This is a genomic window from Streptomyces hazeniae (assembly GCF_031845485.1).
Lineage (GTDB): Bacteria > Actinomycetota > Actinomycetes > Streptomycetales > Streptomycetaceae > Streptomyces > Streptomyces hazeniae.
In genome coordinates this window covers 59,003-83,474 of sequence record NZ_JAVREQ010000015.1, presented here as the reverse complement: position 1 = coordinate 83,474, position 24,472 = coordinate 59,003, and the positions used below count along the sequence as shown (strand labels likewise).

The window sequence follows — 24,472 nt, the reverse complement described above, 5'->3', positions numbered from 1 at the left end:
GACGTGCCCAGTGTCAGCCTCCCAGCCAGCTCCCCAGCATGCGTACGACTACGACGTCCTCGTCGTCGGCTCCGGCTTCGGCGGTTCGGTCTCCGCGCTCCGGCTCACCGAGAAGGGCTACGCGGTGGGCGTCCTGGAGGCGGGCCGCCGCTTCACCCGGGAGAGCCTGCCGAAGAACTCCTGGGACGTGAAGAACTACCTGTGGGCCCCGGCCCTCGGCCTGTACGGGATCCAGCGCATCCACCTGATGGACAACGTGATGATCCTGGCCGGCGCCGGGGTCGGCGGCGGTTCCCTCAACTACGCCAACACCCTCTACGTGCCACCGCCCGCGTTCTTCCAGGACCGCCAGTGGGGCGCGATCACCGACTGGCAGGAGGAGCTGAAGCCGTACTACGACCAGGCGCAGCGCATGCTCGGCGTCCGTCTCAACCCGACGATGACGCCGTCCGACGTCCACCTGAAGGCGGCGGCCGAGAAGATGGGCTGCGGCGACAGCTTCCACCTGGCGCCGGTCGGGGTCTTCTTCGGCGACGGCGAGGACGCCGACGGCTCCGTGCGCGCGGACGCCGGAACCGTGGTCCCGGACCCGTACTTCGGCGGTGCCGGACCCGACCGCCGTGCCTGCAACGAGTGCGGCGAGTGCATGACCGGCTGCCGGCACGGCGCCAAGAACACCCTCAACGAGAACTACCTGCACCTCGCCGAGAAGGCCGGGGCCGTCATCCACCCGATGACCACCGTCACCGAACTGCGGGAGGACGGGAACGGCGGCTTCGAGGTGGGCACCGTGCCCACGGACCGGCGGAAGGCGAAGCCCACCGTGCTGCGCGCCCGCCGGGTGGTGATCGCGGCCGGCACCTACGGCACGCAGACGCTGCTGCACCGCATGCGCGACACCGGAGCCCTGCCCCATCTGTCGCAGCGGCTGGGTGAGTTGACCCGCACCAACTCCGAGGCCCTCGTCGGCGCGCAGACCGCGGGCCGCCGCTACCGGAAGAAGTACGGCAAGGAGGCGAAGCTCGACTTCACCCGCGGTGTCGCCATCACCTCCTCCGTCCACCCGAACGAGAACACCCACATCGAGCCGGTCCGCTACGGCAAGGGCTCCAACGCGATGGGCGCCCTCACCACCCTCCAGGTGCGGCACGGCACCCGCCTGCCGCGCGCCCTCGCGCACGTGGTCACCCACCTGCGGCACCCGGTGCAGACACTGCGCCTGCTGTCCAAGTGGAAGTGGTCCGAGCGCATCATCATCGGCCTGGTCATGCAGACCCTGGACAACTCGCTGACCACGTACCGGAAGACGAAGGGCCCGGGCAAGGGCCTGCTCACCGCCCGGCAGGGCCACGGCGCGCCCAACCCGCTCTTCATCCCGGAGGGCGCGGAGGCCGCCCGGCGACTGGCCGACGAGATCAACGGCTTCCCCGGCAGCAACATCGGCGAGGTCATGGGAACTCCGCTCACCGCGCACTTTCTCGGCGGCTGCCCCATCGGCGCGGACGCCGACAGCGGCGTCATCGACCCCTACCACCGCCTGTACGGCCACCCCGGCATCTCCGTCGTCGACGGCGCCGCCGTCTCCGCGAACCTGGGCGTCAACCCGTCGCTGACCATCACGGCGCAGGCCGAGCGCGCCATGTCGCTCTGGCCGAACAACGGTGACGCCGACCCACGTCCCGAACAGGGCACGGACTACGTGCGGCTGGCGCCGGTGCAGCCGTCCGCCCCCGCCGTGCCCGAGGACGCCTTCGGCGCGCTCCGGCTGCCGCTGCTCCCGGTCCCCTCCGTTCCACCGAAGTCCGCACCTGCGGACGGGACCTGACCGCCCGTCCACCCCCTCAGAGCCGGCGGCGGCGGGCGGCGAGGCGGAGTGCGGTGGCCCCGAGGGCGACGGCCGTCAGGCTCGCCAGGGCGACCAGCGGGAGACCCTGTCCGGCGCCGGTCTCCGCCAGCGCGCCGTCGGGGAGGGCGGCCTCCGTGCCCGCGTCCGTACGGGACGCCGGGCGCAGCACGGCCGGGGCACGGCCGCCCTGCGGACGTACCTCCGCGGTGGTGGCGGCCGCGTGCGTGGAGGTGATCTCGAAGCGGTACCACTCGTCGTCCTGCCGGCAGAGCGGGCTGCCGGGTGGACCGTCCGAGACCCAGCGGGTGCTGAACGCCAGGGCGCCGGCCGCACCGGGAGGAGTGTCCGGCGCGAGGCGAAGGCGCAGCCGCATCTCGTAGGTGTGGCCCGCCTCGACGTCCGTGTACGCGTACACGCCGCCTCCGGACGAGGCGTCCTGCCAGGTGCCGGCGCCCCAGTCGAAGTACTGGACGACGACGTGGCGTTGGGCGGCGAGCCAGTCGCTCGCGTACAGACCGTCGCGGAAGGCGACGGCCAGGCCGAACTGCACCCGGGTCGCGTCGGCGCCCTCGGTGTTGTCGAGGGTCACCGTGAACGGCTCGGTGGTGGAGCCCGCGCGCACGACGGCGGGGAGCCCCGACACGCTCACGTCGAAGTCCGCCACGTCGCAGACCCCGCCGGGCAGGTCCTCGTCGGCGTCCGCGCCGGGGCTCCGGCTCGGCTCTCGGCTTCCGCTCGGGGTAGGGCTTCCGCTCGGGGTGGCGCTTCCGCTCGGGAAGGGGCCGCTGGGCGGAGGGCTCGAACTCGGCGGTGTGGGCGGCACGCTGGGCGTCGTCGTCGCGTCGGGGGAGGCCGGGGGCGTCTCCGTCGGGGTATCCGGCTCCGGCGCCGTGGTGCTCCGCGACGGAGTGGGCGTCGGGGACGTCGTGCGCGTGCCGGGCGGTCCGGCCGTGGCGGACCGGGTGGGCGAACCGTCCCCCGTGGGTGTGGCGTCGGCCGTCGCGGACCCGGCCGGTGCCGTCATTGCGAGGCACGCGAGAACGCAGGTTGCGACGGCGGACAGGAGCACGCGGCGCAACTGCATGATGTCCTCGTCCCGTTCGTGGAAGGGAGTTGGGCGCGGCGCGAGGAGGCGCCCGGCTCGTCCCGGTGCGCAGTACGGTAAGGGCCGCTGACGCCCCTGTCAGCCCGCCTGACGCACCCGGTCCGTCGTGCGTGCGAGCGGGCACCCGGCATTACGGGAGACTCGGGACGGTTGCCCTCGATCCCGTGCATTCTCCTGTGATTCATGTCACGTCGCCGTCGTCCCCTTCGACGGGATGCGGCCCCCTCCGCCGCGGCGCGCCGGCCGCCCGGCCGGGAGCTGCCAGGGCCCCGCGGCGACGGCCGGGGGGTGGGGTGGCCGTTGTCGCGGGGCCCTGGGGTGTGCGCCGGCGTCAGGGCGGCGCCGACGCCGGAGGCGGCGCCGGGGAGGGGGAGGCGCCGCCGGCTTCTCGGACCGGCGTGTGCGGAGCGTCGTCCGCGGAGCGGTCGGCCCAGGGCGTCCCCGGGACCGACCGCTTCACCCCTGCCGCAGCAGGGGGATCGCGACCGGGCTGCTGTCCCCTGCTGTCCGGTCACGTCACCGGAGCGAGGTCCCACGACGCGCGTTCCCCCGCAGGGGTGCACGGGCGTCTCATCGCTCCGGTGGCACCGCCCCTCTGCCGCCGGGCCCAGTCGGCACAAGGACACCCGGCCCAACGAAGCCCGCGCGGGCCGGTCACGCACCGTACGGGTGAGTCGCGGGGCGCGGTGTGTACGCCGGGCCGGGAGCGGACGGTGCGATCAGGCGCGTCCGCGGCTGAGTTCGAGCAGTGTCATCGCCATGGTCGTGCCGGGCCTGCCCAGTTCGTCGCGGTAGCGGGCGAGGATCTCCATCTCGCGGGCGAGGTGGACGCGGCGACCGCCGGAGGCGATGCGCGCGCGCTGGATGCCGGCCGAGACCGTCATCCGTTCGCGTACCAGGGCGATGATCTGTTCGTCCAGGGCGTCGATGCGGCGCCGACCGTCGTCGATCTCCCCGGCGGGCGGCTCGGTCCCGTGCGCGGTGCCGGTCGCCCTGGTCGTGGTGGTCGCCGTCGTGGCGGTGGTCGTGCTCATCCGAGGTGGCTCCTCGCTCCGGGCCCGCGCCCGGATCGGTCGGGGGGAGGAGCCCCGTCCGCCACGGCCCGGGACGGGAAACGCGAGGCGCCCCGGGCCGTGGCCGGCCCGGGGCGCCTACAGGTTCGCGTATCAGCTCACGCGGCGACCTTGGCAGCCGGACGGGCCGGTGCCATAGGTAAACCAGAAGGTCGTGTGCGTGTGCATGCGCCCCAGTATGCCACCGCCCCGCGTCGTGCCCACCGGACGTCTCACTCTGCGGGATGCCCGGGGGCGACGGCAGGGCGCGTACGAGCGGCGCCGGGGCCCGCACCGGGGCGGCCGGGGGCGCGTCCCCACCCCGCTAGACTGGGCCGCACACCCCCGCTCCACCGCCGAAAGGCCACCCGTGCGCGACACCGCCCAGACCGCCGCCCCGGACACCGTGCTGGTCGTCGACTTCGGCGCGCAGTACGCCCAGCTCATCGCCCGCCGGGTGCGCGAGGCCCGGGTCTACAGCGAGGTCGTCCCGTCCACCATGCCGGTGGCGGAGATGCTCGCCAAGGACCCGAAGGCGATCATCCTCTCCGGCGGCCCCTCCTCCGTCTACGCCGAGGGCGCACCCTCCCTGGACCGCGCGCTCTTCGAGGCGGGCGTCCCCGTCTTCGGCATGTGCTACGGCTTCCAGCTGATGGCGCAGGCGCTCGGCGGCACCGTCGACAACACCGGCAGCCGCGAGTACGGGCGCACCGACCTGCACGTCTCCCGGTCCGGCTCGACCCTCTTCGAGGGCACCCCGGACGAGCAGCAGGTGTGGATGTCGCACGGCGACGCCTGCTCCGCCGCGCCGGAGGGCTTCGCGGTCACCGCGTCCACCGACATGGTGCCGGTGGCCGCGTTCGAGAACGACGAGCGGCAGCTCTACGGCGTGCAGTACCACCCCGAGGTGATGCACTCCACGCACGGCCAGCAGGTGCTGGAGCACTTCCTCTACCGGGGCGCGGGCCTGACCCCGTCCTGGACGACCAGCAGCATCGTCGACGAGCAGGTCGAGGCCATCCGGACACAGGTCGGCAGCAAGCGCGCCCTGTGCGGACTCTCCGGCGGCGTCGACTCCGCCGTCGCCGCGGCGCTCGTGCAGAAGGCCATCGGCTCGCAGCTCACCTGCGTCTACGTCGACCACGGCCTGATGCGCCAGGGTGAGACCGAGCAGGTGGAGAAGGACTTCGTCGCGGCCACCGGCGTCCAGCTCAAGGTCGTCGACGCCGCCGACCGCTTCCTCGGCGCGCTCGCCGGGGTCTCCGACCCGGAACAGAAGCGGAAGATCATCGGCCGCGAGTTCATCCGCGTCTTCGAACAGGCCCAGGCCGAACTCGTCGCGGAGGCCGGCGGGCAGAGCGGGGCCGCGGGAGAATACGCGTTCCTCGTCCAGGGCACGCTCTACCCGGACGTCGTCGAGTCCGGCGGCGGCACCGGCACCGCCAACATCAAGTCCCACCACAACGTGGGCGGGCTCCCCGAGGACCTGGAGTTCGAGCTGGTCGAGCCGCTGCGGAAGCTGTTCAAGGACGAGGTCCGGATGGTCGGCCAGGAGCTCGGGCTGCCGGAGGAGATCGTCCAGCGCCAGCCGTTCCCCGGCCCCGGCCTGGGCATCCGCATCGTCGGCGAGGTCACCCGCGAGCGCCTGGACGTCCTGCGCGCCGCCGACGCCATCGCCCGCGAGGAGCTGACCGCCGCCGGCCTGGACCGCGAGATCTGGCAGTGCCCGGTCGTGCTGCTCGCCGACGTCCGCTCCGTCGGCGTCCAGGGCGACGGCCGCACCTACGGTCACCCGGTCGTGCTGCGGCCCGTCTCCTCCGAGGACGCGATGACCGCCGACTGGTCCCGCCTCCCGTACGACGTGCTGGGCCGCATCTCCACCCGCATCACGAACGAGGTCCGCGACGTCAACCGCGTCGTCCTCGACGTCACCAGCAAGCCCCCGGGCACCATCGAGTGGGAGTGACCGGGCCGCCGCCCGCCCTCTCCCCGGTCAAACCGTCGCGCCACCGCTCACTCGTTCGAGCGGTGGCGCGGGCGTTTCCGCCGCTACTCTGAGGCGTACGGCCGAGAATCCCGTCCATGGGAGGAACCATGACCGCCGAACCGCTGCCTTCGTGGGCCTACCCGCCCCCTGGGGGGTTCACCGCGGACGACCTCGACCGAATCCCCGACCTCCCGCCGCACACCGAGCTGATCGACGGGAGCCTCGTCTTCGTGAGCCCGCAGAAGTACTTCCGCACGCTCGCGATGTACCTGTTCGAGTCGGGCCTGCGCCGGACGGCCCCACCGGAACTGGCCTTCTGTCGCGAGATGTCCGTCGTGCTGGGCAGGCGCAACCGCCCGGAGCCCGACATCACGGTCGTCCGCGCCGAGGCGGTCACCGCGGAGGCCGAGGAAACGGGTCACGTGCCGGAGGACGTGGTCCTGGCGGTGGAGATCGTGTCTCCGGACTCCGAGGAGCGGGACCGCAAGCGGAAGCCGCAGCTGTACGCCGAGGCGGGCATCCCCCACTTCTGGCGGGTGGAGAAGGGCGAGGGGCGTCGCCCGGTGGTCTACGTCTACGAACTGGATCCGGCGACGCGCGCCTACGTTCCGACCGGCATCCACCACGACCAGCTCAAGCTGTCGGTGCCGTTCACGATCGACATCGACCTCACGGAGATCGACCGCCTCTAGGGCCTGTCCTGGCCCTCCCCGGTCGGGTCCGCGTAGGCGCCTGCGCGGGCGGCCGCCGCAGCGGCTTCGGCGGCGCGGACGGCGGCGGCCTCGTCCACCGGGTCCCCGGAGGCGAGCATCCGGTAGTACAGGGGTGCGGAGACGGCGCGGATCACTTCTGCGGGGTCGGTGCCCTCCGGAGCCTCGCCGCGAGCGACGGCCGCCACCACGCACGGCGCCCACTCCGCGATCCGGGTCGCGTAGAAGCGGTGCAGCGCCGCCGAGGTGCGCCGATCGCACGCCGCGGCCGCGATCACCGCGCGGAAGAGGGGCCCCTGGCGCGGGTCCGACAGCGTGCGCTGCACCAGCAGGGCGTTCTCCCGCAGATCGCCTCGGAGCGAACCCGTCTCGGTACGGGGGAGTGACTGCTCCGCCATGTCCCGCAGCAGGTCGGCCACCAGGCCGGTGGGCGTTCCCCAGCGCCGGTACACGGTCGTGCGCCCCACGTCCGCCCGGCGCGCGACGTCGGCGAGGTCCAGGCCGGCGAAGCCGGACTCGGACAGCAGGTCTCCCGCCGCCCGCAGCACCGCTGCCCTGACCTGAGCGGTGCGTCCGCCCGGGCGGACGGTCCCCGGGGCTCCAGCATCGGCGGCCATAACGGTACTCCGGTTCCTTTAATGGTAGGACGACTGTTACTCTAAGCCCGGAGCCATTAATGGGATCACAATCCCGTTAGTTGTGAAGAGGGGCGAGGAGAGGGGTCGTCATGGAGTACAGGTCGCTGGGTGCGTCGGGGCTGAAGGTGCCTGCGCTGAGCTTCGGTGCCGGGACGTTCGGCGGCCGGGGCCCGCTCTTCGGGGCGTGGGGCACGACGGACGCGCGGCAGGCGCGCCGGCTGGTGGGCATCTGCCTCGACGCCGGCGTGACGCTCTTCGACACCGCAGACGTCTACTCCGACGGCGCTTCGGAGGAGGTGCTCGGCCAGGCGATCAAGGGGCGGCGGGACGAGGTGCTGATCTCCACCAAGACCAGCCTCCCGACCGGAGACGGTCCCGCCGAGGCGGGCTCCTCCCGCTCGCGTCTGATCAGGGCTTGCGAGGACGCGCTCCGGCGGCTGGGAACCGACCACCTCGACCTCTTCCAGATGCACGCCTTCGATGCGGGCACGCCGGTCGAGGAGGTGCTCGCCACGCTGGACGACCTGGTGCGGGCCGGGAAGGTCCGCTACGTGGGGGCCTCCAACTTCTCCGGCTGGCAGCTGATGAAGTCGCTCGCCGCCGCGGAGCGCGACGCCCGCCCCCGCTACGTCGGGCACCAGGTCTACTACTCGCTGGCCGGACGGGACTACGAGTGGGAACTCATGCCCCTGGGTGCCGACCAGGGGGTGGGGGCGATCGTGTGGAGTCCGCTCGCCTGGGGTCGGCTGACCGGGAAGGTCCGCCGGGGGAAGCCGCTGCCGCCGGGCAGCCGGCTGCACGACACGGCCTCCTTCGCGCCGCCTGTCGAGGACGCGCACCTCTTCCGCGTCGTCGACGCTCTCGACGAGGTCGCCGCGCGCACCGGCCGTACGGTCCCTCAGATCGCGATCGCCTGGTTGCTGCAGCGCCCGACGGTCGCCTCCGTCCTCGTCGGTGCGCGCAACGAGGAGCAGCTGCGCCAGAACCTCGGCGCCGTCGGATGGTCGCTGGAGCCGGAGCACGCCGCGCTCCTGGACGCGGCGAGCGAGAAGGAGGCGCCGTACCCGTACTTCCCCTACCGGCGGCAGGAGGGCTTCGCCCGCCTCGACCCGCCGCTGGTCGCGGGGGCCGGCGTGGCGCTCTAGACGTGGCGCTCTAGACGTGTTCGGAGATGAGGACCGCGGTGGTGTCGGGTTCGAGGGCCTCGAAGAGGTGGGGGACGTCGCCCGGGTAGGCGGTGTAGTCGCCGGGTGCGAGTTCGTGGGGCTCGTCGGCGATGCCGACGAGGGCGCGTCCTGTGCTGAGGACGACGTGCTCGACCGTGCCGGGCATGTGCGGGTCGGAGGCGCGCGGCGCGCCGGGCTGGTGGCAGATGCGGTAGACGTCGCGGCGGGCGTGCGGGGGGCAGGAGGACAGCAGCGTGGCGACGTAGTCGGCCTGCTCGGAGGAGAGCGCGGGCCCCTCGCCGGCGCGGATGAGCTGGACGTTCGGGCGCGGCGGGTCGACCAGGCGGGCGAACGGCACGTTCAGGGTGACGCTCAGTGCCCACAGTGTCTCGATGCTGGGATTGCCGGTGGCGGACTCCAGTTGGGAGAGCGTGGACTTGGCGATGCCGGCGCGGCGGGCGGTCTCGGCGAGGGAGAGCCCGGCGCGGCGGCGTTCCCGCTGCAGGGAGCCGGCGATGACGGCGAGCGGCGCACCGCCGGTGGGCTGCTGGTCGTTCCGGGACATGGGTCGTTCGCTCCAGGGGTCGATCGTTCGGTTTGACGTACCGCCGTTCGTGTGTTCATTCTAGACGTCGTGCGTTCGATATGGCGGAACTCTCTCTCCGAGCTCGACCGGCGGCTGGCGCGCGACATCGGGTTGATCTGTGTCGCCGACGGCTTCGTCGGCCTGTCCTTCGGTGCCATCACGGTGAGCGCGGGGCTTCCCGTGTGGCTGCCGATGCTGCTGTCCCTGGTGGTGTTCGCGGGCGCGGCCCAGTTCCTGTTCGTGGGGCTGGTGGCCTCGGGCGGCAACCCGATCGCCGCCGTGGTCGCCGGTCTGCTCGTCAACGCCCGCCACGTGCCGTTCGGCTTCGCGGTCGGCGACGTGCTGGGCGACGGGTGGCTGCGGCGCCTGGTCGGCAGTCACCTGATGATCGACGAGACGGTGGCGTTCGCGCTGGGGCAGAAGGAGCCCGAGCGGCGGCGGGCCGCGTACTGGACGTGCGGCGTCGGACTGTTCGTCTGCTGGAACGTGGGCGTGCTGGCGGGGGCGTTCGGCGGCACGGTGGTCACGGACACCGACGCCTTCGGGCTCGACGCCGCGTTCCCCGCGGTGCTGCTCGCGCTGGTGCTGCCCTCGCTGAAGGACCGGCCGACCCTGCGGGCGGTCCTGGTGGGCGTGGCGATCGCGCTGGCCACGGCGCCGTTCCTGCAGGCCGGACTGCCGGTGCTGCTGGCGCTGCTCGGGGTGCTCGTGTCCCTGCGCGGCGGTGCTCGGGGCGGCGGTGACCCGAGTGACGAGGGTGACGAGGACGACCAGGACGACCAGGACGACGAGGACGACGACGCGGCCGGGACGGCACGGACCTCGAAGGAGACGGTGCGATGAGCGACACGTCCATGACCCTGGTGGTCGCCGCGTTCGTACTCGGCGCGGGCACGTTCGCGTTCCGCCTCGCCGGGCCCGTGCTGCGCGCGCGGGTCGAACTCTCGCCGCGGGTGGAGCGGCTGATGGGCACCTCGGCGGTGGTGCTGCTGGCCGCGCTGGTCGCGACGGCGGCCCTGCTGGAGGGACACGAGTTCGCGGGGTGGGCACGGCCCGCGGGGGTGGCCGTCGGCGGCGTGCTGGCCTGGCGCCGGGCGCCGTTCCTGGTCGTGGTCCTCGCGGCCGCGGCCACGGCGGCGGGCCTGCGCCTGCTCGGCGTCCCCTGAACGCCGCCTGCCCGCGCACCGCCTGCTGCGGCGCGCGGGCAGGATGCCGTGCGGGGTGGCTACGCGGCGCCGTCGGCCAGGGAGGCGAAGACCACCACGTTGTCGCTGTAGGAGCGCTCCTCCTCGTCGTACGCTCCGCCGCAGGTGATCAGACGGAGGCCGGCGTGGTCGAGATTCCGGTACACCTCGAGGGTCGGGAAGTCGTTCTTCGGGTACCGCTCCACGCGCTCGACCTCGAACGTCGCCTTTCGTCCGTCCTCGCGGAGCACGTCCACCCGGTCGCCCGCGCCCAGCTTGCCGAGTGCGAAGAACACCGACTGCTCGCCGTCCCACGTCACATGTCCGGCGATCACCGCCGGTCCCCGTTCGCCGGGCGTCGGACCGGGCGTGTACCAGCCGGCCTTCTCGTGGTCCTGCGGGGTCTCCATCGCGCCGTTGCTCTGCCGTCCCAGGTCGACCAGCGGGGAGGAGACGTCGATCGACGGGATCGAGATCCGGACCGGCTCGGACTCCGGCAGCACCGGCCCGCGGGCCTCCTCGCCACCGTCCTCGCCCTCTTCCTTCCCACCGCCGGACGGCGCGTCCGAGGGCGCGGGGACGTCACGTTCGGACTGGGACCGGGAGGGCGGCGGAGGCGGCTCCGGCTCCTGCCGGGACAGTCCCAGGACGAGCAGCGTCGCGGCCACGGCGGCGAAGACCACCGCGGCCACGACGAAGCCGCGCGTACGCGTCGTGCCGGTCATCGGCTCAGCCGTCGAGGCGTGTCCGACGGCGCATCATCACCAGCGCACCGGCCGCGCCCACCAGGCCGACGCCACCGGCTGCGATCAGGCCGGGGGACTCGATGCCACCGGTGCCCTCACCGCCGGTCTCCACGCCGCCGACCGGCATGGAGCCGATTGCGGCGCCCTTGACCATGCCGCAGTTCGCCGGGGCCGTGGCCTCGAGCGGCAGCTTGGGGTCGAGTTCGCTCTTGCCGGCGTCGGCGTCGTACTTGCCGTTGTCGTTGACGTCGATGCCGTGCTGCACGAGGTGCAGGTCCTTGATGTGCTCGGCGACGTCGTCCGACACCTCGATGGTGCGCTCGTAGGACAGGTTGCCGTCGCCGTCGGCCTTCGGCATCCGGTCCACGGCCAGACCGCTGTCCATGGACGTGTCGCCCTTGGTGGTCAGCGAGATCATGATGTCGCCGTAGGAGGGGATGCCCTCCGGGGTGGAGACGATGCCGTCGCCGTTCTTGTCGGCGTCCGGAGTGGGGCAGGCGAAGTCCTTGCCCTCGGTGGAGCCGTGCAGGTGCTGCGCGTGCGGCGCGTTCGGGGTCATGCCCTCGGCCTCGACCTTCACGGTCAGCTCGTTGCCCTCGACGCTGAGGAACGCGGTGCCGGTGGCGCCGGAGTCGCTGAGCTGCTTCAGGTCGATCTGGTGGGCGTCGCCGTCTGCGGCGGAGGCCGGGCCCGCGACGCCGAGCGTCAGGGCCGCTGGGAGTGCGGCGAGTACGGCGATGCGGGTGGTGCGGCTGAGTATCACGGGTGATCACCTTCCGTCGGGCCGTGTGTGGCGGCCGCCCTTCCTCGGCTCGCAGCCGGCGGGTCCCTCACGACGTCCCACCGGGCCGTGGAAGGGCGACCTGTGCCCCTCATTCGCCACGACCCAGGGGGCGGATTGGTCCCCGTTCGGGAATTTCCCGGCACGCGGGTCGTGCGCATCGTCGGCGCAGTTCACGACGGCGAGGGGCGCTGCATTCTCTGGACGATGCGTCGCACGACGCCGGACTCCCCGGGCCGGCTCCGGGCTCGACGCCCCTCGCCCCCTGTCCGGCCGCGGGGCGTCAGCGGCGGTGCGGCCTGCGGGCGCCGTGGTCGAACGAGGCGGAGTCCGCGCCGCGCAACGGCGTGGCCTGACGGCGGAGTTCGTGCAGCGACCGGTCCAGGTCGCCGGCCAGCAGGTCCGCCAGGTCGTGCGTCATGCCGTTCCGGACCACGAACCGCAGCGCCTGGATGTCCTCACGGTTCTCCGGGAACGTGTACGCGGGCACCAGCCAGCCGCGTTCCCGCAGGTGGGCGGCGACGTCGAAGACCGAGTAGCCGGTGGCTTCCGGCCGCAGCGTGCAGGCGAAGACGGGTAGTTGGTCTCCGTGCGTGATCAGTTCGAAGGGGCCCAGCGCGGCGATCCGGTCGGCCAGCCCCCGGGCGACCTCGCGGCAGTAGCCCTGGACCCGCCGGTACCCGTCGAAGCCCAGCCGCAGGAACGTGTAGTACTGCGCGGCGACCTGGGCCCCCGGCCGGGAGAAGTTGAGCGCGAACGTCGGCATGTCGCCGCCCAGGTAATTCACCCGGAACACCAGGTCCTCGGGGAGCCCGTCCCGGTCCCGCCAGACGACCCAGCCCACGCCCGGATAGACCAGCCCGTACTTGTGACCGGAGGTGTTGACGGACGCGACGCGCGGCAGCCGGAAGTCCCACCGCAGGTCCGGGTCGCAGAACGGCGCGATCATCGCGCCGGAGGCGCCGTCCACGTGCACGGGGATGTCGAGACCGTCCCGGTCCCGGAGCGCGTCCAGCGCGGTGCAGATGTCCGCGACGGGCTCGTACGAGCCGTCGTACGTCGATCCGAGCACGGCCACCACGCCGATGGTGTTCTCGTCGCACCGCTCCACGGCCCGGTCGGGCGTGAGGTGGTAGACGTCGCCCTCCATCGGCACCAGACGCGCCTCCACGTCCCAGTAGGCCGCGAACTTCTCCCAGCACACCTGGACGTTCGAGCCCATCACCAGGTTGGGGCGGTCCGCGGGCAGCCCCGCGGCGCGACGGGCCTGCTGCCAGCGGCGCTTCAGCGCGAGCCCGGCCAGCATGCACGCCTCGCTCGACCCGGTCGTCGAACAGCCGGGCGCGTCCCCCGGCTCCGGTGCGTGCCACAGTTCGGCGAGCATCCGCACGCACCGCTCCTCCAGGGCGGCGGTGCGCGGGTACTCGTCCTTGTCGATCATGTTCTTGTCGAAGCAGTCCGCCATCAGCCGGTCGGCCTGCGGCTCCATCCACGTCGTCACGAACGTGGCGAGGTTGAGCCGGGCGTTCCCGTCCAGCATCAGCTCGTCCCGCACGATCCGGTACGCCAGCTCCGGGTCCATCTCCCCGGCGGGCAGCGCGTCCCGCGGCACCACCGGCGGCTCGGCGGCGAACATCGGGCTCACCGCGAGCACGTCCCGCCGGCCCTCCCGCGCAGACTCCCGTGACCCGCTCACCCCTCCACGCTAGGCCGGGCCCTCCCGGGCCGCTCCCCGGCCTGACCCGTTCGGCGGACGGCAGGCCGCTCGCCCGCGCCGGCCGGCGGAGAGGACGGGGGCGTCAGACCAGGCGGCGGGCGGTGGCCCAGCGGGTGAGTTCGTGGCGGTTGGAGAGCTGGAGCTTGCGCAGCACCGCGGAGACGTGCGACTCGACGGTCTTGACGGAGATGAAGAGCTGCTTGGCGATCTCCTTGTACGCGTAGCCGCGCGCGATCAGCCGCAGCACCTCGCGCTCGCGCTGGGTGAGCCGGTCCAGGTCCTCGTCGACCGGCGGCGCGTCGGTGGAGGCGAAGGCGTCCAGCACGAAACCCGCCAGGCGCGGGGAGAAGACGGCGTCGCCGTCGGCGACCCGGAACACCGCGTCGACCAGGTCGGCGCCGGTGATGGTCTTGGTGACGTAGCCGCGCGCGCCGCCTCGGATGACGCCGATGACGTCCTCGGCGGCGTCGGAGACGGACAGCGCGAGGAACCGCACGGGCTGCTCGGCCGCGCCCATCAGCGAGGTGCTGCGCCGCAGCACCTCCACCCCGCCGCCGCCCGGCAGGTGCACGTCCAGCAGGACGACGTCCGGCCGGGTGGCCTGGATGACCGTCATCGCCTGGTCGACGTCGCCGGCCTCGCCGACGACCTCCACCCCGGTCGCCTCGGTGCGGCCGATCTCCGCCTGCACGCCCGCCCGGAACATCCGGTGGTCGTCGACGAGCACGACGCGCGCGCGACGGCCCTCCGTCGTGGGTGCCGTGGTCTGCTGCTCGCTCACGCTTCCGCCCTCTCCATCTCCAGCTCCACCTCCGTGCCGCCGCCCGCGGCGGGGCGGATGCGGGCCGTGCCGCCGTTGCGTTCCATCCGGCCGATGATCGACTCGCGGACGCCCATCCGGTCGGCCGGCACCGCGTCCAGGTCGAAGCCCGGGCCGCGGTCGCGTACGGACACGAAGACCGTACGGCCCTCGACCTCCGCGAAGACCTGGACGGCGCCGCCCTCGCCACCGTACTTGGCGGCGTTGACCATGGCCTCCCGCGCCGCCTGGACCTGGGCGCCCAGCCGCTCGTCCAGGGCGCAGTCGCCGACGCAGACCACCTCGACCGGCACCCCGTGGTCGTCCTCCACCTCGGCGGCCGTGGCCTTCACCGCCTCGGCGACGGTGTCCGGCTCGTCGGACTCGTCCTTGCCGTTGCCCTGCGGCTTGTAGAGCCACACCCGCAACTCGCGCTCCTGCGCGCGCGCCAGGCGGGCGACCTCGCGCGGGTCGTCGGCGTTCCGCTGGATGAGGGTGAGGGTGTGGAGCACCGAGTCGTGGACGTGCGCGGCGACTTCGGCCCGTTCCTGGGCGCGGATGCGCATCAGCCGCTCTTCGGAGAGGTCCTGCATCATCCGCACCAGGTACGGGCCCGCGAGCAGCGCGATGCCCACCACCACGGCCAGCGACGCCTGGAGCACCTGGCCCAGATGCTCGACCGAGCCCTGGACCACGACGATGCCGGTGACGCCCGCCAGCACCAGCAGCACCCCGGCGGCGCTGCGCGCGAACGGCATCAGGCGGGTACGGCGGCTGACCTCGGCCCAGTGGGAGCGGCGGGCGTTGTCCGCCTGCCGCCACACCACCACCACGCCGACCGTGATGAGGATCAGCGGCCACAGATAGGCGTTCACCGGGCCGAACGGCAGCGGATCGCCCACCACCACCACGGCGGCGAGCAGCACGCACAGCGCGAGGACGGGACCCTTGTCGATCTTCCGGACCAGGCGCGGGCGGGCCGCCTTGCGGGACGCCTCCTGGACGCCTCCCGTGCCCAGCGGCACCACCACCCAGAACGCCGCGTAGAGCACGACGCCCAGGCCGTTCACCGAGCAGAGCACGACGAACGCGATGCGGACCCACGACACCGGCAGGGCCAGGTGGCCGGCCAGGCCGCGCGCGACGCCGCCCAGCATCCGTCCCTCCGCGGACCGGTAGAGCTTCCGCAGCGGCGGCTCGTCGTCGTCGCCGGGGGCGGGACGCGGCGGCGCCGGGGCGGAGGGGGCGGCGGAGGTCATGCCTCGATGGTCACACGCGGGGGCCGCCCGGACATCAGGGTCGGCCCTGAGGCGACCCGGAGGTTCGGGCCCGGCCCTGCGCCGGCCCGGCCCCGGTGCACCGGCCGATCTCAGGGTCGCCTCCGGGTCGGGCCCCGATGCCGCGGGGCGCGGCGGCGGGGGAGCATGGGGCGCATGAACGACGATCCGCAGCCGCCCTCCCCGCCGGGCCCGAGCCTGCGCAAGGAGGCGCCGGCGACGGACGGCACGGCGGCCCCGGACGGACTGGGCGCTCCGCGGCGGCCGGACCGGCCCGATGCACCCGAGCGGCCGGGGCGGCTGCTGCGCAGCAGCCGCCACAAGGTGGTCGGCGGTGTCTGCGGCGGCCTCGGCCGGTACTTCGACCTCGACCCGGTCGTCTTCCGGGTGCCGGTCGCCGTGCTGTCGCTGATCGGCGGCCTCGGTCTGGTCTTCTACGGCTTCGCCTGGCTCATCGTGCCCGCCGAGGGCGAGCGGGAGAACGAGCTGCGTCGCCTGCTGTCCGCCCGGGTGGACGGGGCGTCGCTGTCGGCGATCCTCGTCGCCCTGGTGGGCTGCGGCCTGTTCCTTGCCTCCCTGCGGGCCGGCTACACCTCGTTCTCCCTGCTGGTGGCAGGCGCGGTGGGTGGTGCCGCGTACTGGTCGCAGCGGCGGCGCCGGGCGGAGGCGGCGGGCGCGGAGGGGGCACCCGTGGATACGGCCACGGCGCATGCCGTGGCGGACGCGCCCCCGGAGACGCAGGCGCCCCCGGTGCCGTCCACGCCCTCGTGGTGGCGCGAGCCGCTCACGAAGGACGGCACCCCTGCCAGGGAGAGCGGCTACCTGTGGGGACCGGACACCGAGAGCGCGTACACCGCCGCCGACAAGGCGGCCTTCCGGCGACGGCAGCGGGAACGGCGGTCGTCCGGCGGGCCGGTCTTCGCCCTGGCCTCGGTCGTCGGCCTGGCGGCCTTCGGTATCGCCCTGGGCAGCCGCTGGCTCCTCGCGGACAGCCTGGTCATCGGCCTCTCCTGCGCGCTTCTGGTGTACGGCCTCGCGCTGGCCGTCACCGCTTTCACCGGGCGCGTCGGCGGCGGCACGCTCTTCATGGTCCTGGTCACCGGGCTCGCCCTCGCGGCGGCCTCCCTGCTGCCGCAGGACATCGCCGCCGAATGGGAGGAACGCCGCTGGGTGCCCGTCTCGGCGGCCGCCGTCGCCCCGTACTACGAGCAGGGCACCGGTCGCGCGACGCTCGACCTGAGCCGGGTGCGTCCCGGCGAGGGCGACGGCCTGCGGACGCGGGCCCGGCTCGGCGCGGGCGAACTGCGGGTGCTGGTGCCCGACGACGTCGTGGTGCGGGCGGACATCGAGGTCGGGGTCGGCGGCTACCGGCTGGAGCCGGCGTCCGCCGCCCCCGCCCCGCCCGTCCCCGACCCCGACGACCCCGACGACCCCGACGGCGCGGACGGCGCGCCGGAGCCCGGCCGCCCCGGTGGGCCGGCCGACGCGACGGGCGGCGGCCTCGGCGTGACGGCCACACGTACGCTGCCGCCGCCGGACGGCGCGGAGCCGCAGGGCACGCTGACACTCGACCTGGACGTCGGCGTCGGCGAGGTCGTCGTCGAACGGACGGAGCGACCACGGACCGGCGAGGAGGGCGCGCGATGACCCGGCACCGTTTCGAGCCGGCACGGCTGGCCATGGGGCTTCTGCTGTGCGGAGCGGCCGTCGTGTACCTGCTGGACGGGCTCGGCGTGATCGACGTCCACCCCGCGCCGCTCGCCCTCATGGTGCCCGCCACGCTGATGCTCGGCGCCGTGCTGGCGGTGACCACCGTCCTTCTCCGCCACGCCCGGACCCGCCGCCGTCGCCGCGCCGGGGCGCCCGCCCCCGACTGATCACGTCCGTCGCGGGCGTGCAGCGGGGTGCGCGGGCCCGGCCGACGAGGCGGGCGTCAGCCGTAGAGGGCGCGGCCCCGGCGTCGGCGCCGGCCGGCGAGCGCCGAGTCGAGGGACAGCCGCCCCGCGCCCGCCAGCAGCAGCGGCGTCCAGGCCATCAGGTATGCCAGGTCGTTGCCGTAGTAGTACGGCTCCGTCGACCAGGTCACGGTCAGCCAGAAGGAGAGGGAGATCAGCGCGCCGCCGAGCGCCGCGAGGCGGGTGAGGAGGCCGACCAGGGCTCCGGCGCCCACGGCGATCTCGCCGAAGGCGATCGCGTAGCCGAAGCCCTCCGGGCTCTTCAGCGCGAGGTCGACCATCCACTCCGCGCCGGCCGTCTCGCGGACGCCCTCGAGCATGGCGGTCAGCGAGCCGGGTCCGGTGCCGGAGAGGAAGCCGGGGTCGGTGAGCTTGTCGAGGCCGGCGTAGACGAACGTGCCACCGAGGAAGAGGCGCAGCGGCAGCAGTGCGGAGCGCGCGAGGGCGCCGCGTATACCGGTCGGGCCCTCGGCCCGTTCCAGGTCCGTCGTCATCGGCATCGCGATCCCGCCTTCCCGCCGCGCCGCCTTCCGGCCGGTGCCGGGTACGGCTGTTGTGGTCATGCCCGCTGCTGCCGTCGGACTACCACCGCGGAGTACGTGAGGGGAAGGGGAGGCGTTCAGACGCGGGTGCCGGACCCCCGGCCGCCCGGGCGCCGCCCGGGCCCTCGACAGGGCGCCGACTGCGCCTCGGCGGGGCGTCGTTAGGCTCCGGGGCCATGGAGACCCTGATCAACGTATGCGTCGGGCTGCACATTCTGGGGATCGCCGCGCTGCTCGGCGGGTTCCTCGTCCAGATGAAGGCGATGGCCGCGGGCGAGGCCCGGGTGGTGCCCGCCATGCTGCACGGCGCCCTGCTGATGCTGGTCACCGGCATGGTGATGATCGGCCTCAAGCAGTGGGACGACATGACCGTCAACAATCCGAAGATCGCCCTCAAGCTGGCGCTGCTGGTGGTGATCCTCGGGCTCGTCTACGTCAAGCGGGACGAGGAGCGGCTCCCGGGACCGCTCTTCGGCGCCGTCGGTGCCCTGACCACGGCGAACGTGTTCATCGCCGTGCTCTGGACGTAGCAGGCCGCGCGCGCCGCCCCGGGCCGTGGGAGCCCGGCTCCGGGACGGACGCCCGTTCAGGCCGGGCGGACCGCGCTGTGGAAGGGCATGTAGTCGATCGACTCGTACTTGATCACGTCGCCCGGCTTCGGGGCGTGGATCATCTGGCCGTTCCCCACGTAGATGCCGACGTGGGTCACGTCCGCGTAGAAGAAGACGAGGTCGCCGGGCTGCATCTGCGACCGGGGCACGGTCGTGCCGACCTCGACCTGGTCGTAGGTGGTGCGCGGCAGGCTCACCCCGGCGGCGGCCCAGGCGTCCTGGGTGAGTCCGGAGCAGTCGTACGAGTTGGGCCCGGTGGCACCCCACACGTACGGCTTGCCGAGCTGGGCCTCGGCGAAGGCGATCACCTTCGCCGTACCCGTCGCGGGGGTGTCGGTGCCGCCGCCCGGGTCCCCGGCCTCCTCCTCGCGTTCCCGCTGCTCCTCGCGGCGCCGTTCCGCCTCCTCGGCCTTGCGGCGCGCCTCGGCCTCCCGCCGCCTTTCGGCGGCGGCGAGCCGCGCCTTCTCCTCGGCGGTCAGTTCCGACAGCAGGTCGCGCGCGTCGGAGAGCTTGCCCTGGACGTCCTTCTTGCTCTCCCGCAACCTGTCCTGCGACGTGGTGAGCGTGGAGAGTTCCCGCTGCGCCTCGCCGCGCTTGCGCGCGGCCTCCTGCTTGCGCTCCGCGAAGGTCTCCACGGCCTGCTGCTGCCGCGCGGTCATCCGCTTCATCACGTGCCTCTGCGTGAAGTACCCCTGGGGGTCCTCGGAGAGCAGCAGTGTCGCGGTTCCCGAGAGGCCGCCGGTGCGGTACTGCGCGGCCGCGTACTGCCCGAGCGCGCGACGGGCGTCGTTGACCTCGCCGGCCCGGCGGGCGACCTGGTCGAGGAGGCCGTCGACCTTGTCGCGCTGCGCGTCCGCCTTCTCCTTGGCCGCGTTGTAGCGCTGCGTCTCGGCGCCCGCCTGCCGGTAGAGGGTGTCGACGCGCTGCCGCACCTCCTCCAGCGTCGGTTCGTCGTCCCGGGGGTCGGCGACGGCGCTCTGCGTGGAGAGCAGCGTGACGGAGGCCAGGGCCGCCGTGGTGACGGAGACCGCGCCGTTGCGGGACGCGGCGGTCTGGAGGATGCGGGTGCGCGGCTTGCGGTGGGACGCCAAGGCCACGGCTCCTTCCGGTCACCGGCGGAGGGGCCCGTCCGGCGGGGTGGGGGTGCCTGCTTGGCACGGCACGGTAGCGAAGTTGTGGGACCGGTGTGAAGGCGGTGACCGAAACGTCCGATATCTTTTCGTGACCTCACGGAGGCGGATCCGACGTGTCGGTGGGGCGCTCTAGACTCCGTAGACGATGAGCAGCCTCTTCGACGACAGCTTCCTGGCCGACCTCGAGCCGACGGACCCGGCGGCCGGAGCCCCGGACGACGCGCCGCCGCCCCCGCCCGAGTCCGGTGGGCCCGCAGAGCCGGAGGAGGTCCCCGAGGGCCTCTTCACCGGATCGTTCCAGGGGCGCGGCGGCGACGCGTACTACGGGGACGGCGCGCACCGTCCGGTGATCGACCCGGAGCAGCTGCTGGAGGGGATGAACGCACAGCAGCGCGCCGCCGTGCTGCACCACGGTTCGCCGCTGCTCATCGTCGCCGGCGCCGGCTCCGGCAAGACCCGGGTGCTGACGCACCGGATAGCGCACCTGCTGGCTGCGCGGCACGTGCACCCCGGGCAGATCCTCGCCATCACCTTCACCAACAAGGCGGCGGGCGAGATGAAGGAGCGCGTCGAGCAGTTGGTCGGGCCGCGCGCCGAGCGGATGTGGGTGTCCACGTTCCACAGCGCGTGCGTGCGCATCCTGCGCCGGGAGAGCAAGAAGCTCGGCTTCACCTCCAGCTTCTCCATCTACGACGCGGCCGACTCCAAGCGGCTGATGGCGCTGTGCTGCAAGGACCTCGACCTGGATCCGAAGCGGTACCCGCCGAAGGCGTTCAGCGCCAAGGTCTCGAACCTGAAGAACGAACTGGTCGACGAGGAGGACTTCGCGGCCAGGGCGAGCGAGGGCTACGAGAAGACCCTCGCCGAGGCGTACACGATGTACCAGGCGCGGCTCCGCGAGGCCAACGCCCTGGACTTCGACGACATCATCATGACCACCGTGCACCTGCTGCAGGCGTTCGGGGACGTCGCCGAGCACTACCGCCGCCGCTTCCGGCACGTGCTGGTCGACGAGTACCAGGACACCAACCACGCGCAGTACACCCTGGTGCGGGAGCTGGTCGGCACGGATCCGGAGCCGGGCCACGAGACCGACGACGGCGCGCACCCGAAGGCCGAGCTGTGCGTCGTCGGCGACGCCGACCAGTCCATCTACGCCTTCCGGGGCGCGACGATCCGCAACATCCTCCAGTTCGAGGAGGACTACCCGGACGCGACCACCGTTCTGCTCGAGCAGAACTACCGCTCCACACAGACGATCCTGTCCGCGGCGAACGCCGTCATCGAGCGGAACGAGAACCGCCGCCCGAAGAACCTGTGGACGCAGGCCGGCAGCGGCACCCCCATCACCGGGTACGTCGCCGACACCGAGCACGACGAGGCGCAGTTCGTCGCCGAGGAGATCGACCGGCTGACCGACGCCGGGAAGGCGAAGGCGGGCGAGGTCGCGGTCTTCTACCGCACCAACGCCCAGTCCCGCGTCTTCGAGGAGATCTTCATCCGCGTCGGCCTGCCGTACAAGGTCGTCGGCGGTGTCCGGTTCTACGAGCGCCGGGAGGTCCGGGACATCCTGGCCTACCTGCGCGTGCTCGCGAACCCGGAGGACGCCGTCCCGCTGCGCCGCATCATGAACGTGCCCAAGCGGGGGATCGGCGACCGTGCGGAGGCGATGCTGGACGCGCTCGCCGCCCGCGAGAGGATCACCTTCCCGCAGGCCATGGCCCGGGTCGACGAGGCGTACGGCATGGCGGCGCGGTCGGCCAACGCGGTGCGCCGGTTCAACGCGCTGATGGAGGAGCTGCGCACGGTCGCCGAGTCCGGCGCGGGCCCGGCCACCGTTCTGGAGGCCGTGCTGGAACAGACCGGCTACCTCGCCGAGCTCCAGGCCTCCACGGACCCGCAGGACGAGACGCGGATCGAGAACCTCCAGGAGCTCGCCGCGGTGGCGCTGGAGTTCGAGCAGGAGCGGGACGAGGACGACCCGGGGACGCTGGCGGAGTTCCTGGAGCAGGTCGCGCTGGTCGCCGACTCCGACCAGATCCCCGACGCGGAGGAGGGCGAGGACGCACCCGGCGTCATCACCCTGATGACGCTGCACACCGCAAAGGGCCTGGAGTTCCCCACCGTCTTCCTCACGGGCATGGAGGACGGCGTCTTCCCGCACATGCGGGCACTCGGCCAGACCAAGGAACTGGAGGAGGAGCGACGCCTGGCGTACGTGGGGATCACGCGCGCCCGTGAACGGCTCTACCTCACGCGGGCCACCCTGCGCAGCGCCTGGGGCCAGCCGCAGTACAACCCGCCGTCGCGCTTCCTGGAGGAGATCCCGCCGGCGTTCGTCGAGTGGCAGCGCACCGGACCCGCGGCGGCGCCCGGGAGCGGCTACGGCTCGAGCGGTGCGGGTGCGGGCGGCGGCCGGATGTCGCCGACGTCCGGCATCACCTCGGCTCTCGGGGCGGCCCGCCGTGCGGCGCCGACCGGGTTCGCGACGCGTAGGGCGAAGGAACGGCAGGTGGTGGCGCTGTCCGTGGGCGACCGCGTCACCCACGACACGTTCGGGCTGGGCACCGTCACGGCCGTGCGCGGCGGCGGGGACAACGCGGAGGCCACCATCGACTTCGGCGACGAGAAGCCGAAGCGGCTGCTGCTGCGGTACGCGCCGGTCGAGAAGCTCTGAGGCGCCGCCGGACGCCCGGGACCCGGCGCCGCCGGAACGACGCGTGGGGGCGCGCGGGTTCATCCCGCGCGCCCCCACCTCGTCGGCGTGTGCGCGTGTGCGCCGGTGTCCGCGCGTCAGTTGGGCTCGAGGCCGTGCGAGCGGAACCAGGAGAGCGGGTCGACGGCGGAACCGCCGCCCGGCCGCACCTCGAAGTGCAGGTGCGGGCCGGTGGAGTTGCCGGAGTTGCCCGTGTAGCCGATGACGTCCCCGGCCTGCACCGCTCCGGACCGGATGCGGGTGCTGCTGAGGTGGCAGTACCAGGTCTCGGTGCCGTCGGCGGCCGTGACGATCATCATGTTGCCGTAGGCCGGGTTCCACTGGGTGCTGACCGTGCCGTCCGTCGCCGCCTTGACCGGCGTGCCGTACGAGGCGGGGAAGTCCAGTCCGGTGTGCACGGACATCCAGTTGATGCCCGCCTGGCCGAAGTAGGCGCTGACGCCGAACCCCTCCACCGGGAGGGCGAACTTGGGCCGCAGCGCCTCGCGCCGCGCGGCCTCGGCGGCCTTCCGCTTGCGCTCCGCTTCCTGGCGCTTCTTGAGGTCGATGCGCTCCTGGGTACGGCTCGCGCGGTCGGCGAAGTCGTCGCCGGCCTCACGGAGTCCGGCGAGCTGCGTGTCGAGCTTGGTGTTCGCCGGTGAGACCTTCACCTCGGTGGTGTCCGGGGCGGCCTGCGCCGTCTCCTCGTCACCGGCGGGAATCACGGAGGCCGCGGCGATGCCCGCCACGCCGAGCACCGCGACCGACGGGGCGGCGACGGTGAGCAGCGCGGAGCGGCGCGGCTTCGGGGAACGGCGGCGGCCGCGGCCCTGGGGTCCGGCGATCACCGCCCCGGGTTCGGGCTCCGCCTCCGAGCCGACGGTGACGACGGGCTCGCCGTACGGGTCGGCCGGGTCGTACGGGTCCACGGGGTCGTACGCGTCCGCCGGGGCGTGGGCGCGCTCGCCGGCCGGATCCGGGTGACCGGCCGGGGCCTCCTCGCCCGTCTGGTGCGCGTCGAAGGTGGCGGTGGGCTGCTCGTGGAAGTCCACCACCGTGGCGCCCTGCGCGTCGGCGCCTTCCGCCGCGTGGGGCCCGGTCTCCTCGCCCCGGTGGCCGTCGACGGGAGTGCCGTAGGCCGCGCCGTCGGTCCACCCGACGGCGTCGTAGGCACCCGTGCCGTAGGCGGTCGGGTCGTTCGCGGTCGCGTCGTACGCGGCCTGGGTGTTCTGGTCGTACGCGCCGGGGTAGCCGTTCTGGTCGTACCCGGCCGCGCCGTAGCCGGCCTCGAACCCCGAGGCGTCGGTGGCCTGGTGGCCGTAGGCGCTGCCGTCCCAACCGGTGGCGGCGCCGTAGGCGGTGGGGTCCAGCACGGCGTTGTCGAGCCCGGTGGTGGCCGGGGCGGTCGACTCGAACGCGCTGACGTCCCACTGGACCGAGCCCTCGGCGGGGACCGACCAGCCGTATTCGGCCTGGTCCGGCCCCGGCTGGTGCGGGATGAAACCCGCGCCGGAGTAGTCCGTTCCGGAGCCGTCGGTCCAGGCGGGCGTGTCGTACCCGCCGGTGGTGTGACCGTGGCCGGCGGTGCCGTAGGTGTCGTACGCGGTGCCGTAACCGTCCACGCCGTGGAACGCGTTGCCGGTCCCGTCGTAGGACGGGGCCGGATAGCCGCCCGCGTGGGGGTCGTCCGTGCCGGGGACGGGCCCGTAGAGGGGGTCCCCGTAGTAACCAGCGCCCGGCGCGTAGCCGGTGCCGTGGGTGTCGTACGCGCCGGTGGACCAGGCATCGTGCTGGGTGGCGGTGGCGTAGGCCGCGGTCCCGTAGGTGCCGTATGCCGACTGCTCGTAGTGCGCGGAGTCGTAGCCCGCGGACGAGTAATCGGCACCGGGGTCGGCCGGGAAGGAATCTCCCGCCGGGTGACGGTCGTTCACCACCAACTTCT

General features: G+C 73.3%; 22 protein-coding genes. 10 read left to right on the top strand and 12 right to left on the bottom strand.

Features of this window, described 5'->3' with window-relative positions; all coding sequences use genetic code 11:
• Positions 1–10: 10 nt before the first annotated feature.
• Positions 11–1,825: a GMC family oxidoreductase gene (locus tag RM572_RS17375; RefSeq protein ID WP_311674276.1), complete on the top strand. Its 1,815-nt coding sequence runs from the start codon at positions 11–13 to the stop codon at positions 1,823–1,825.
• Positions 1,826–1,841: 16 nt separating this feature from the next.
• Here the strand turns inward: RM572_RS17375 and RM572_RS17370 are convergent, their stop codons facing one another.
• Complete coding sequence (locus RM572_RS17370; RefSeq protein ID WP_311674275.1) at positions 1,842–2,510, bottom strand: hypothetical protein; 669 nt, start codon at positions 2,508–2,510, stop codon at positions 1,842–1,844.
• Positions 2,511–3,670: 1,160 nt separating this feature from the next.
• Positions 3,671–3,985 carry a chorismate mutase gene (locus RM572_RS17365; protein ID WP_311674274.1) on the bottom strand — a complete coding sequence of 105 codons (315 nt, stop codon included), beginning with the start codon at positions 3,983–3,985 and terminating at the stop codon, positions 3,671–3,673.
• Positions 3,986–4,373: 388 nt separating this feature from the next.
• Here RM572_RS17365 and guaA point away from each other — a divergent pair, with 388 nt between their 5' ends.
• Positions 4,374–5,969 (top strand): glutamine-hydrolyzing GMP synthase, encoded by a 1,596-nt coding sequence (gene guaA / locus RM572_RS17360; protein ID WP_311674273.1) that lies wholly within the window; start codon positions 4,374–4,376, stop codon positions 5,967–5,969.
• Positions 5,970–6,097: 128 nt separating this feature from the next.
• Positions 6,098–6,682 (top strand): Uma2 family endonuclease, encoded by a 585-nt coding sequence (locus tag RM572_RS17355; RefSeq protein WP_311674338.1) that lies wholly within the window; start codon positions 6,098–6,100, stop codon positions 6,680–6,682.
• Here the strand turns inward: RM572_RS17355 and RM572_RS17350 are convergent.
• Positions 6,679–7,317 carry a TetR/AcrR family transcriptional regulator gene (locus RM572_RS17350; protein ID WP_311674271.1) on the bottom strand — a complete coding sequence of 213 codons (639 nt, stop codon included), beginning with the start codon at positions 7,315–7,317 and terminating at the stop codon, positions 6,679–6,681. The two genes, RM572_RS17355 and RM572_RS17350, sit on opposite strands and share 4 nt — an antisense overlap.
• 110 nt (positions 7,318–7,427) lie before the next feature.
• On the opposite strand from RM572_RS17350, the gene RM572_RS17345 reads away from it, so the two are divergent.
• Positions 7,428–8,483, top strand: a complete 1,056-nt coding sequence (locus tag RM572_RS17345) for an aldo/keto reductase (protein WP_311674269.1) — start codon at positions 7,428–7,430, stop codon at positions 8,481–8,483.
• A gap of 10 nt (positions 8,484–8,493) precedes the next feature.
• Here the strand turns inward: RM572_RS17345 and RM572_RS17340 are convergent, their stop codons facing one another.
• Positions 8,494–9,069 (bottom strand): helix-turn-helix domain-containing protein, encoded by a 576-nt coding sequence (locus RM572_RS17340; RefSeq protein WP_027763317.1) that lies wholly within the window; start codon positions 9,067–9,069, stop codon positions 8,494–8,496.
• 69 nt (positions 9,070–9,138) lie between these two features.
• Here RM572_RS17340 and RM572_RS17335 point away from each other — a divergent pair, with 69 nt between their 5' ends.
• On the top strand, positions 9,139–9,933 hold the full coding sequence (locus RM572_RS17335) for an AzlC family ABC transporter permease (protein ID WP_311674268.1): 795 nt from the start codon (positions 9,139–9,141) through the stop codon (positions 9,931–9,933).
• The gene (locus tag RM572_RS17330) at positions 9,930–10,256 is read left to right on the top strand and encodes an AzlD domain-containing protein (RefSeq protein WP_027763316.1); all 327 of its coding nucleotides are present in this window, start codon (positions 9,930–9,932) and stop codon (positions 10,254–10,256) included. Before RM572_RS17335 ends, RM572_RS17330 begins: the two co-directional genes overlap by 4 nt.
• A 59-nt stretch (positions 10,257–10,315) precedes the next feature.
• Here the strand turns inward: RM572_RS17330 and RM572_RS17325 are convergent, their stop codons facing one another.
• The 5 genes from RM572_RS17325 to RM572_RS17305 all read right to left on the bottom strand — a co-directional run bounded on the left by RM572_RS17325 (position 10,316) and on the right by RM572_RS17305 (position 15,576).
• Positions 10,316–10,999 carry a class F sortase gene (locus tag RM572_RS17325; RefSeq protein ID WP_311674267.1) on the bottom strand — a complete coding sequence of 228 codons (684 nt, stop codon included), beginning with the start codon at positions 10,997–10,999 and terminating at the stop codon, positions 10,316–10,318.
• A gap of 4 nt (positions 11,000–11,003) precedes the next feature.
• The gene (locus RM572_RS17320; protein ID WP_311674266.1) at positions 11,004–11,783 is read right to left on the bottom strand and encodes a hypothetical protein; all 780 of its coding nucleotides are present in this window, start codon (positions 11,781–11,783) and stop codon (positions 11,004–11,006) included.
• Positions 11,784–12,084: 301 nt separating this feature from the next.
• Positions 12,085–13,437, bottom strand: a complete 1,353-nt coding sequence (locus tag RM572_RS17315; RefSeq protein WP_311674337.1) for a glutamate decarboxylase — start codon at positions 13,435–13,437, stop codon at positions 12,085–12,087.
• Positions 13,438–13,600: 163 nt separating this feature from the next.
• Positions 13,601–14,224: a LuxR C-terminal-related transcriptional regulator gene (locus RM572_RS17310; RefSeq protein ID WP_394813631.1), complete on the bottom strand. Its 624-nt coding sequence runs from the start codon at positions 14,222–14,224 to the stop codon at positions 13,601–13,603.
• Between the two features lie 71 nt (positions 14,225–14,295).
• The gene (locus RM572_RS17305) at positions 14,296–15,576 is read right to left on the bottom strand and encodes a PspC domain-containing protein (RefSeq protein WP_311674265.1); all 1,281 of its coding nucleotides are present in this window, start codon (positions 15,574–15,576) and stop codon (positions 14,296–14,298) included.
• Positions 15,577–15,750: 174 nt separating this feature from the next.
• Between RM572_RS17305 and RM572_RS17300 the strand changes: the two genes are divergently transcribed.
• Positions 15,751–17,241, top strand: a complete 1,491-nt coding sequence (locus tag RM572_RS17300; protein ID WP_311674264.1) for a PspC domain-containing protein — start codon at positions 15,751–15,753, stop codon at positions 17,239–17,241.
• A complete protein-coding gene (locus RM572_RS17295) occupies positions 17,238–17,471 on the top strand; it encodes a hypothetical protein (protein WP_311674263.1) in 234 nt (77 codons plus the stop codon). The genes RM572_RS17300 and RM572_RS17295 overlap by 4 nt, the downstream gene beginning before the upstream one ends.
• A 56-nt stretch (positions 17,472–17,527) precedes the next feature.
• Here the strand turns inward: RM572_RS17295 and RM572_RS17290 are convergent, their stop codons facing one another.
• The gene (locus RM572_RS17290; protein ID WP_027763309.1) at positions 17,528–18,043 is read right to left on the bottom strand and encodes a DoxX family protein; all 516 of its coding nucleotides are present in this window, start codon (positions 18,041–18,043) and stop codon (positions 17,528–17,530) included.
• Positions 18,044–18,267: 224 nt separating this feature from the next.
• Here RM572_RS17290 and RM572_RS17285 point away from each other — a divergent pair, with 224 nt between their 5' ends.
• A complete protein-coding gene (locus RM572_RS17285) occupies positions 18,268–18,621 on the top strand; it encodes a hypothetical protein (RefSeq protein ID WP_311674262.1) in 354 nt (117 codons plus the stop codon).
• 56 nt (positions 18,622–18,677) lie between these two features.
• Here the strand turns inward: RM572_RS17285 and RM572_RS17280 are convergent, their stop codons facing one another.
• On the bottom strand, positions 18,678–19,793 hold the full coding sequence (locus RM572_RS17280; RefSeq protein ID WP_311674261.1) for a C40 family peptidase: 1,116 nt from the start codon (positions 19,791–19,793) through the stop codon (positions 18,678–18,680).
• A 187-nt stretch (positions 19,794–19,980) separates the two neighbouring features.
• Between RM572_RS17280 and pcrA the strand changes: the two genes are divergently transcribed.
• Complete coding sequence (pcrA, locus tag RM572_RS17275; protein ID WP_311674260.1) at positions 19,981–22,512, top strand: DNA helicase PcrA; 2,532 nt, start codon at positions 19,981–19,983, stop codon at positions 22,510–22,512.
• A gap of 116 nt (positions 22,513–22,628) precedes the next feature.
• Here the strand turns inward: pcrA and RM572_RS17270 are convergent, their stop codons facing one another.
• Positions 22,629–24,461, bottom strand: coding sequence for a M23 family metallopeptidase (locus RM572_RS17270; RefSeq protein ID WP_311674259.1), 1,833 nt, complete (start codon positions 24,459–24,461; stop codon positions 22,629–22,631).
• Between the last annotated feature and the right edge of the window lie 11 nt (positions 24,462–24,472).

What these genes read in the sequence shown, in the direction of transcription:
- RM572_RS17365 (WP_311674274.1), bottom strand. Translation starts at nt 3,985, where the DNA reads ATGAGCACGACCACCGCCACGACGGCGACCACCACGACCAGGGCGACC.
- RM572_RS17355 (WP_311674338.1), top strand. Translation starts at nt 6,098, where the DNA reads ATGACCGCCGAACCGCTGCCTTCGTGGGCCTACCCGCCCCCTGGGGGG.
- RM572_RS17350 (WP_311674271.1), bottom strand. Translation starts at nt 7,317, where the DNA reads ATGGCCGCCGATGCTGGAGCCCCGGGGACCGTCCGCCCGGGCGGACGC.
- RM572_RS17345 (WP_311674269.1), top strand. Translation starts at nt 7,428, where the DNA reads ATGGAGTACAGGTCGCTGGGTGCGTCGGGGCTGAAGGTGCCTGCGCTG.
- RM572_RS17340 (WP_027763317.1), bottom strand. Translation starts at nt 9,069, where the DNA reads ATGTCCCGGAACGACCAGCAGCCCACCGGCGGTGCGCCGCTCGCCGTC.
- RM572_RS17330 (WP_027763316.1), top strand. Translation starts at nt 9,930, where the DNA reads ATGAGCGACACGTCCATGACCCTGGTGGTCGCCGCGTTCGTACTCGGC.
- RM572_RS17325 (WP_311674267.1), bottom strand. Translation starts at nt 10,999, where the DNA reads ATGACCGGCACGACGCGTACGCGCGGCTTCGTCGTGGCCGCGGTGGTC.
- RM572_RS17315 (WP_311674337.1), bottom strand. Translation starts at nt 13,437, where the DNA reads ATGTTCGCCGCCGAGCCGCCGGTGGTGCCGCGGGACGCGCTGCCCGCC.
- RM572_RS17310 (WP_394813631.1), bottom strand. Translation starts at nt 14,224, where the DNA reads ATGTTCCGGGCGGGCGTGCAGGCGGAGATCGGCCGCACCGAGGCGACC.
- RM572_RS17305 (WP_311674265.1), bottom strand. Translation starts at nt 15,576, where the DNA reads ATGACCTCCGCCGCCCCCTCCGCCCCGGCGCCGCCGCGTCCCGCCCCC.
- RM572_RS17300 (WP_311674264.1), top strand. Translation starts at nt 15,751, where the DNA reads ATGAACGACGATCCGCAGCCGCCCTCCCCGCCGGGCCCGAGCCTGCGC.
- RM572_RS17295 (WP_311674263.1), top strand. Translation starts at nt 17,238, where the DNA reads ATGACCCGGCACCGTTTCGAGCCGGCACGGCTGGCCATGGGGCTTCTG.
- RM572_RS17290 (WP_027763309.1), bottom strand. Translation starts at nt 18,043, where the DNA reads ATGACGACGGACCTGGAACGGGCCGAGGGCCCGACCGGTATACGCGGC.
- RM572_RS17285 (WP_311674262.1), top strand. Translation starts at nt 18,268, where the DNA reads ATGGAGACCCTGATCAACGTATGCGTCGGGCTGCACATTCTGGGGATC.
- pcrA (WP_311674260.1), top strand. Translation starts at nt 19,981, where the DNA reads ATGAGCAGCCTCTTCGACGACAGCTTCCTGGCCGACCTCGAGCCGACG.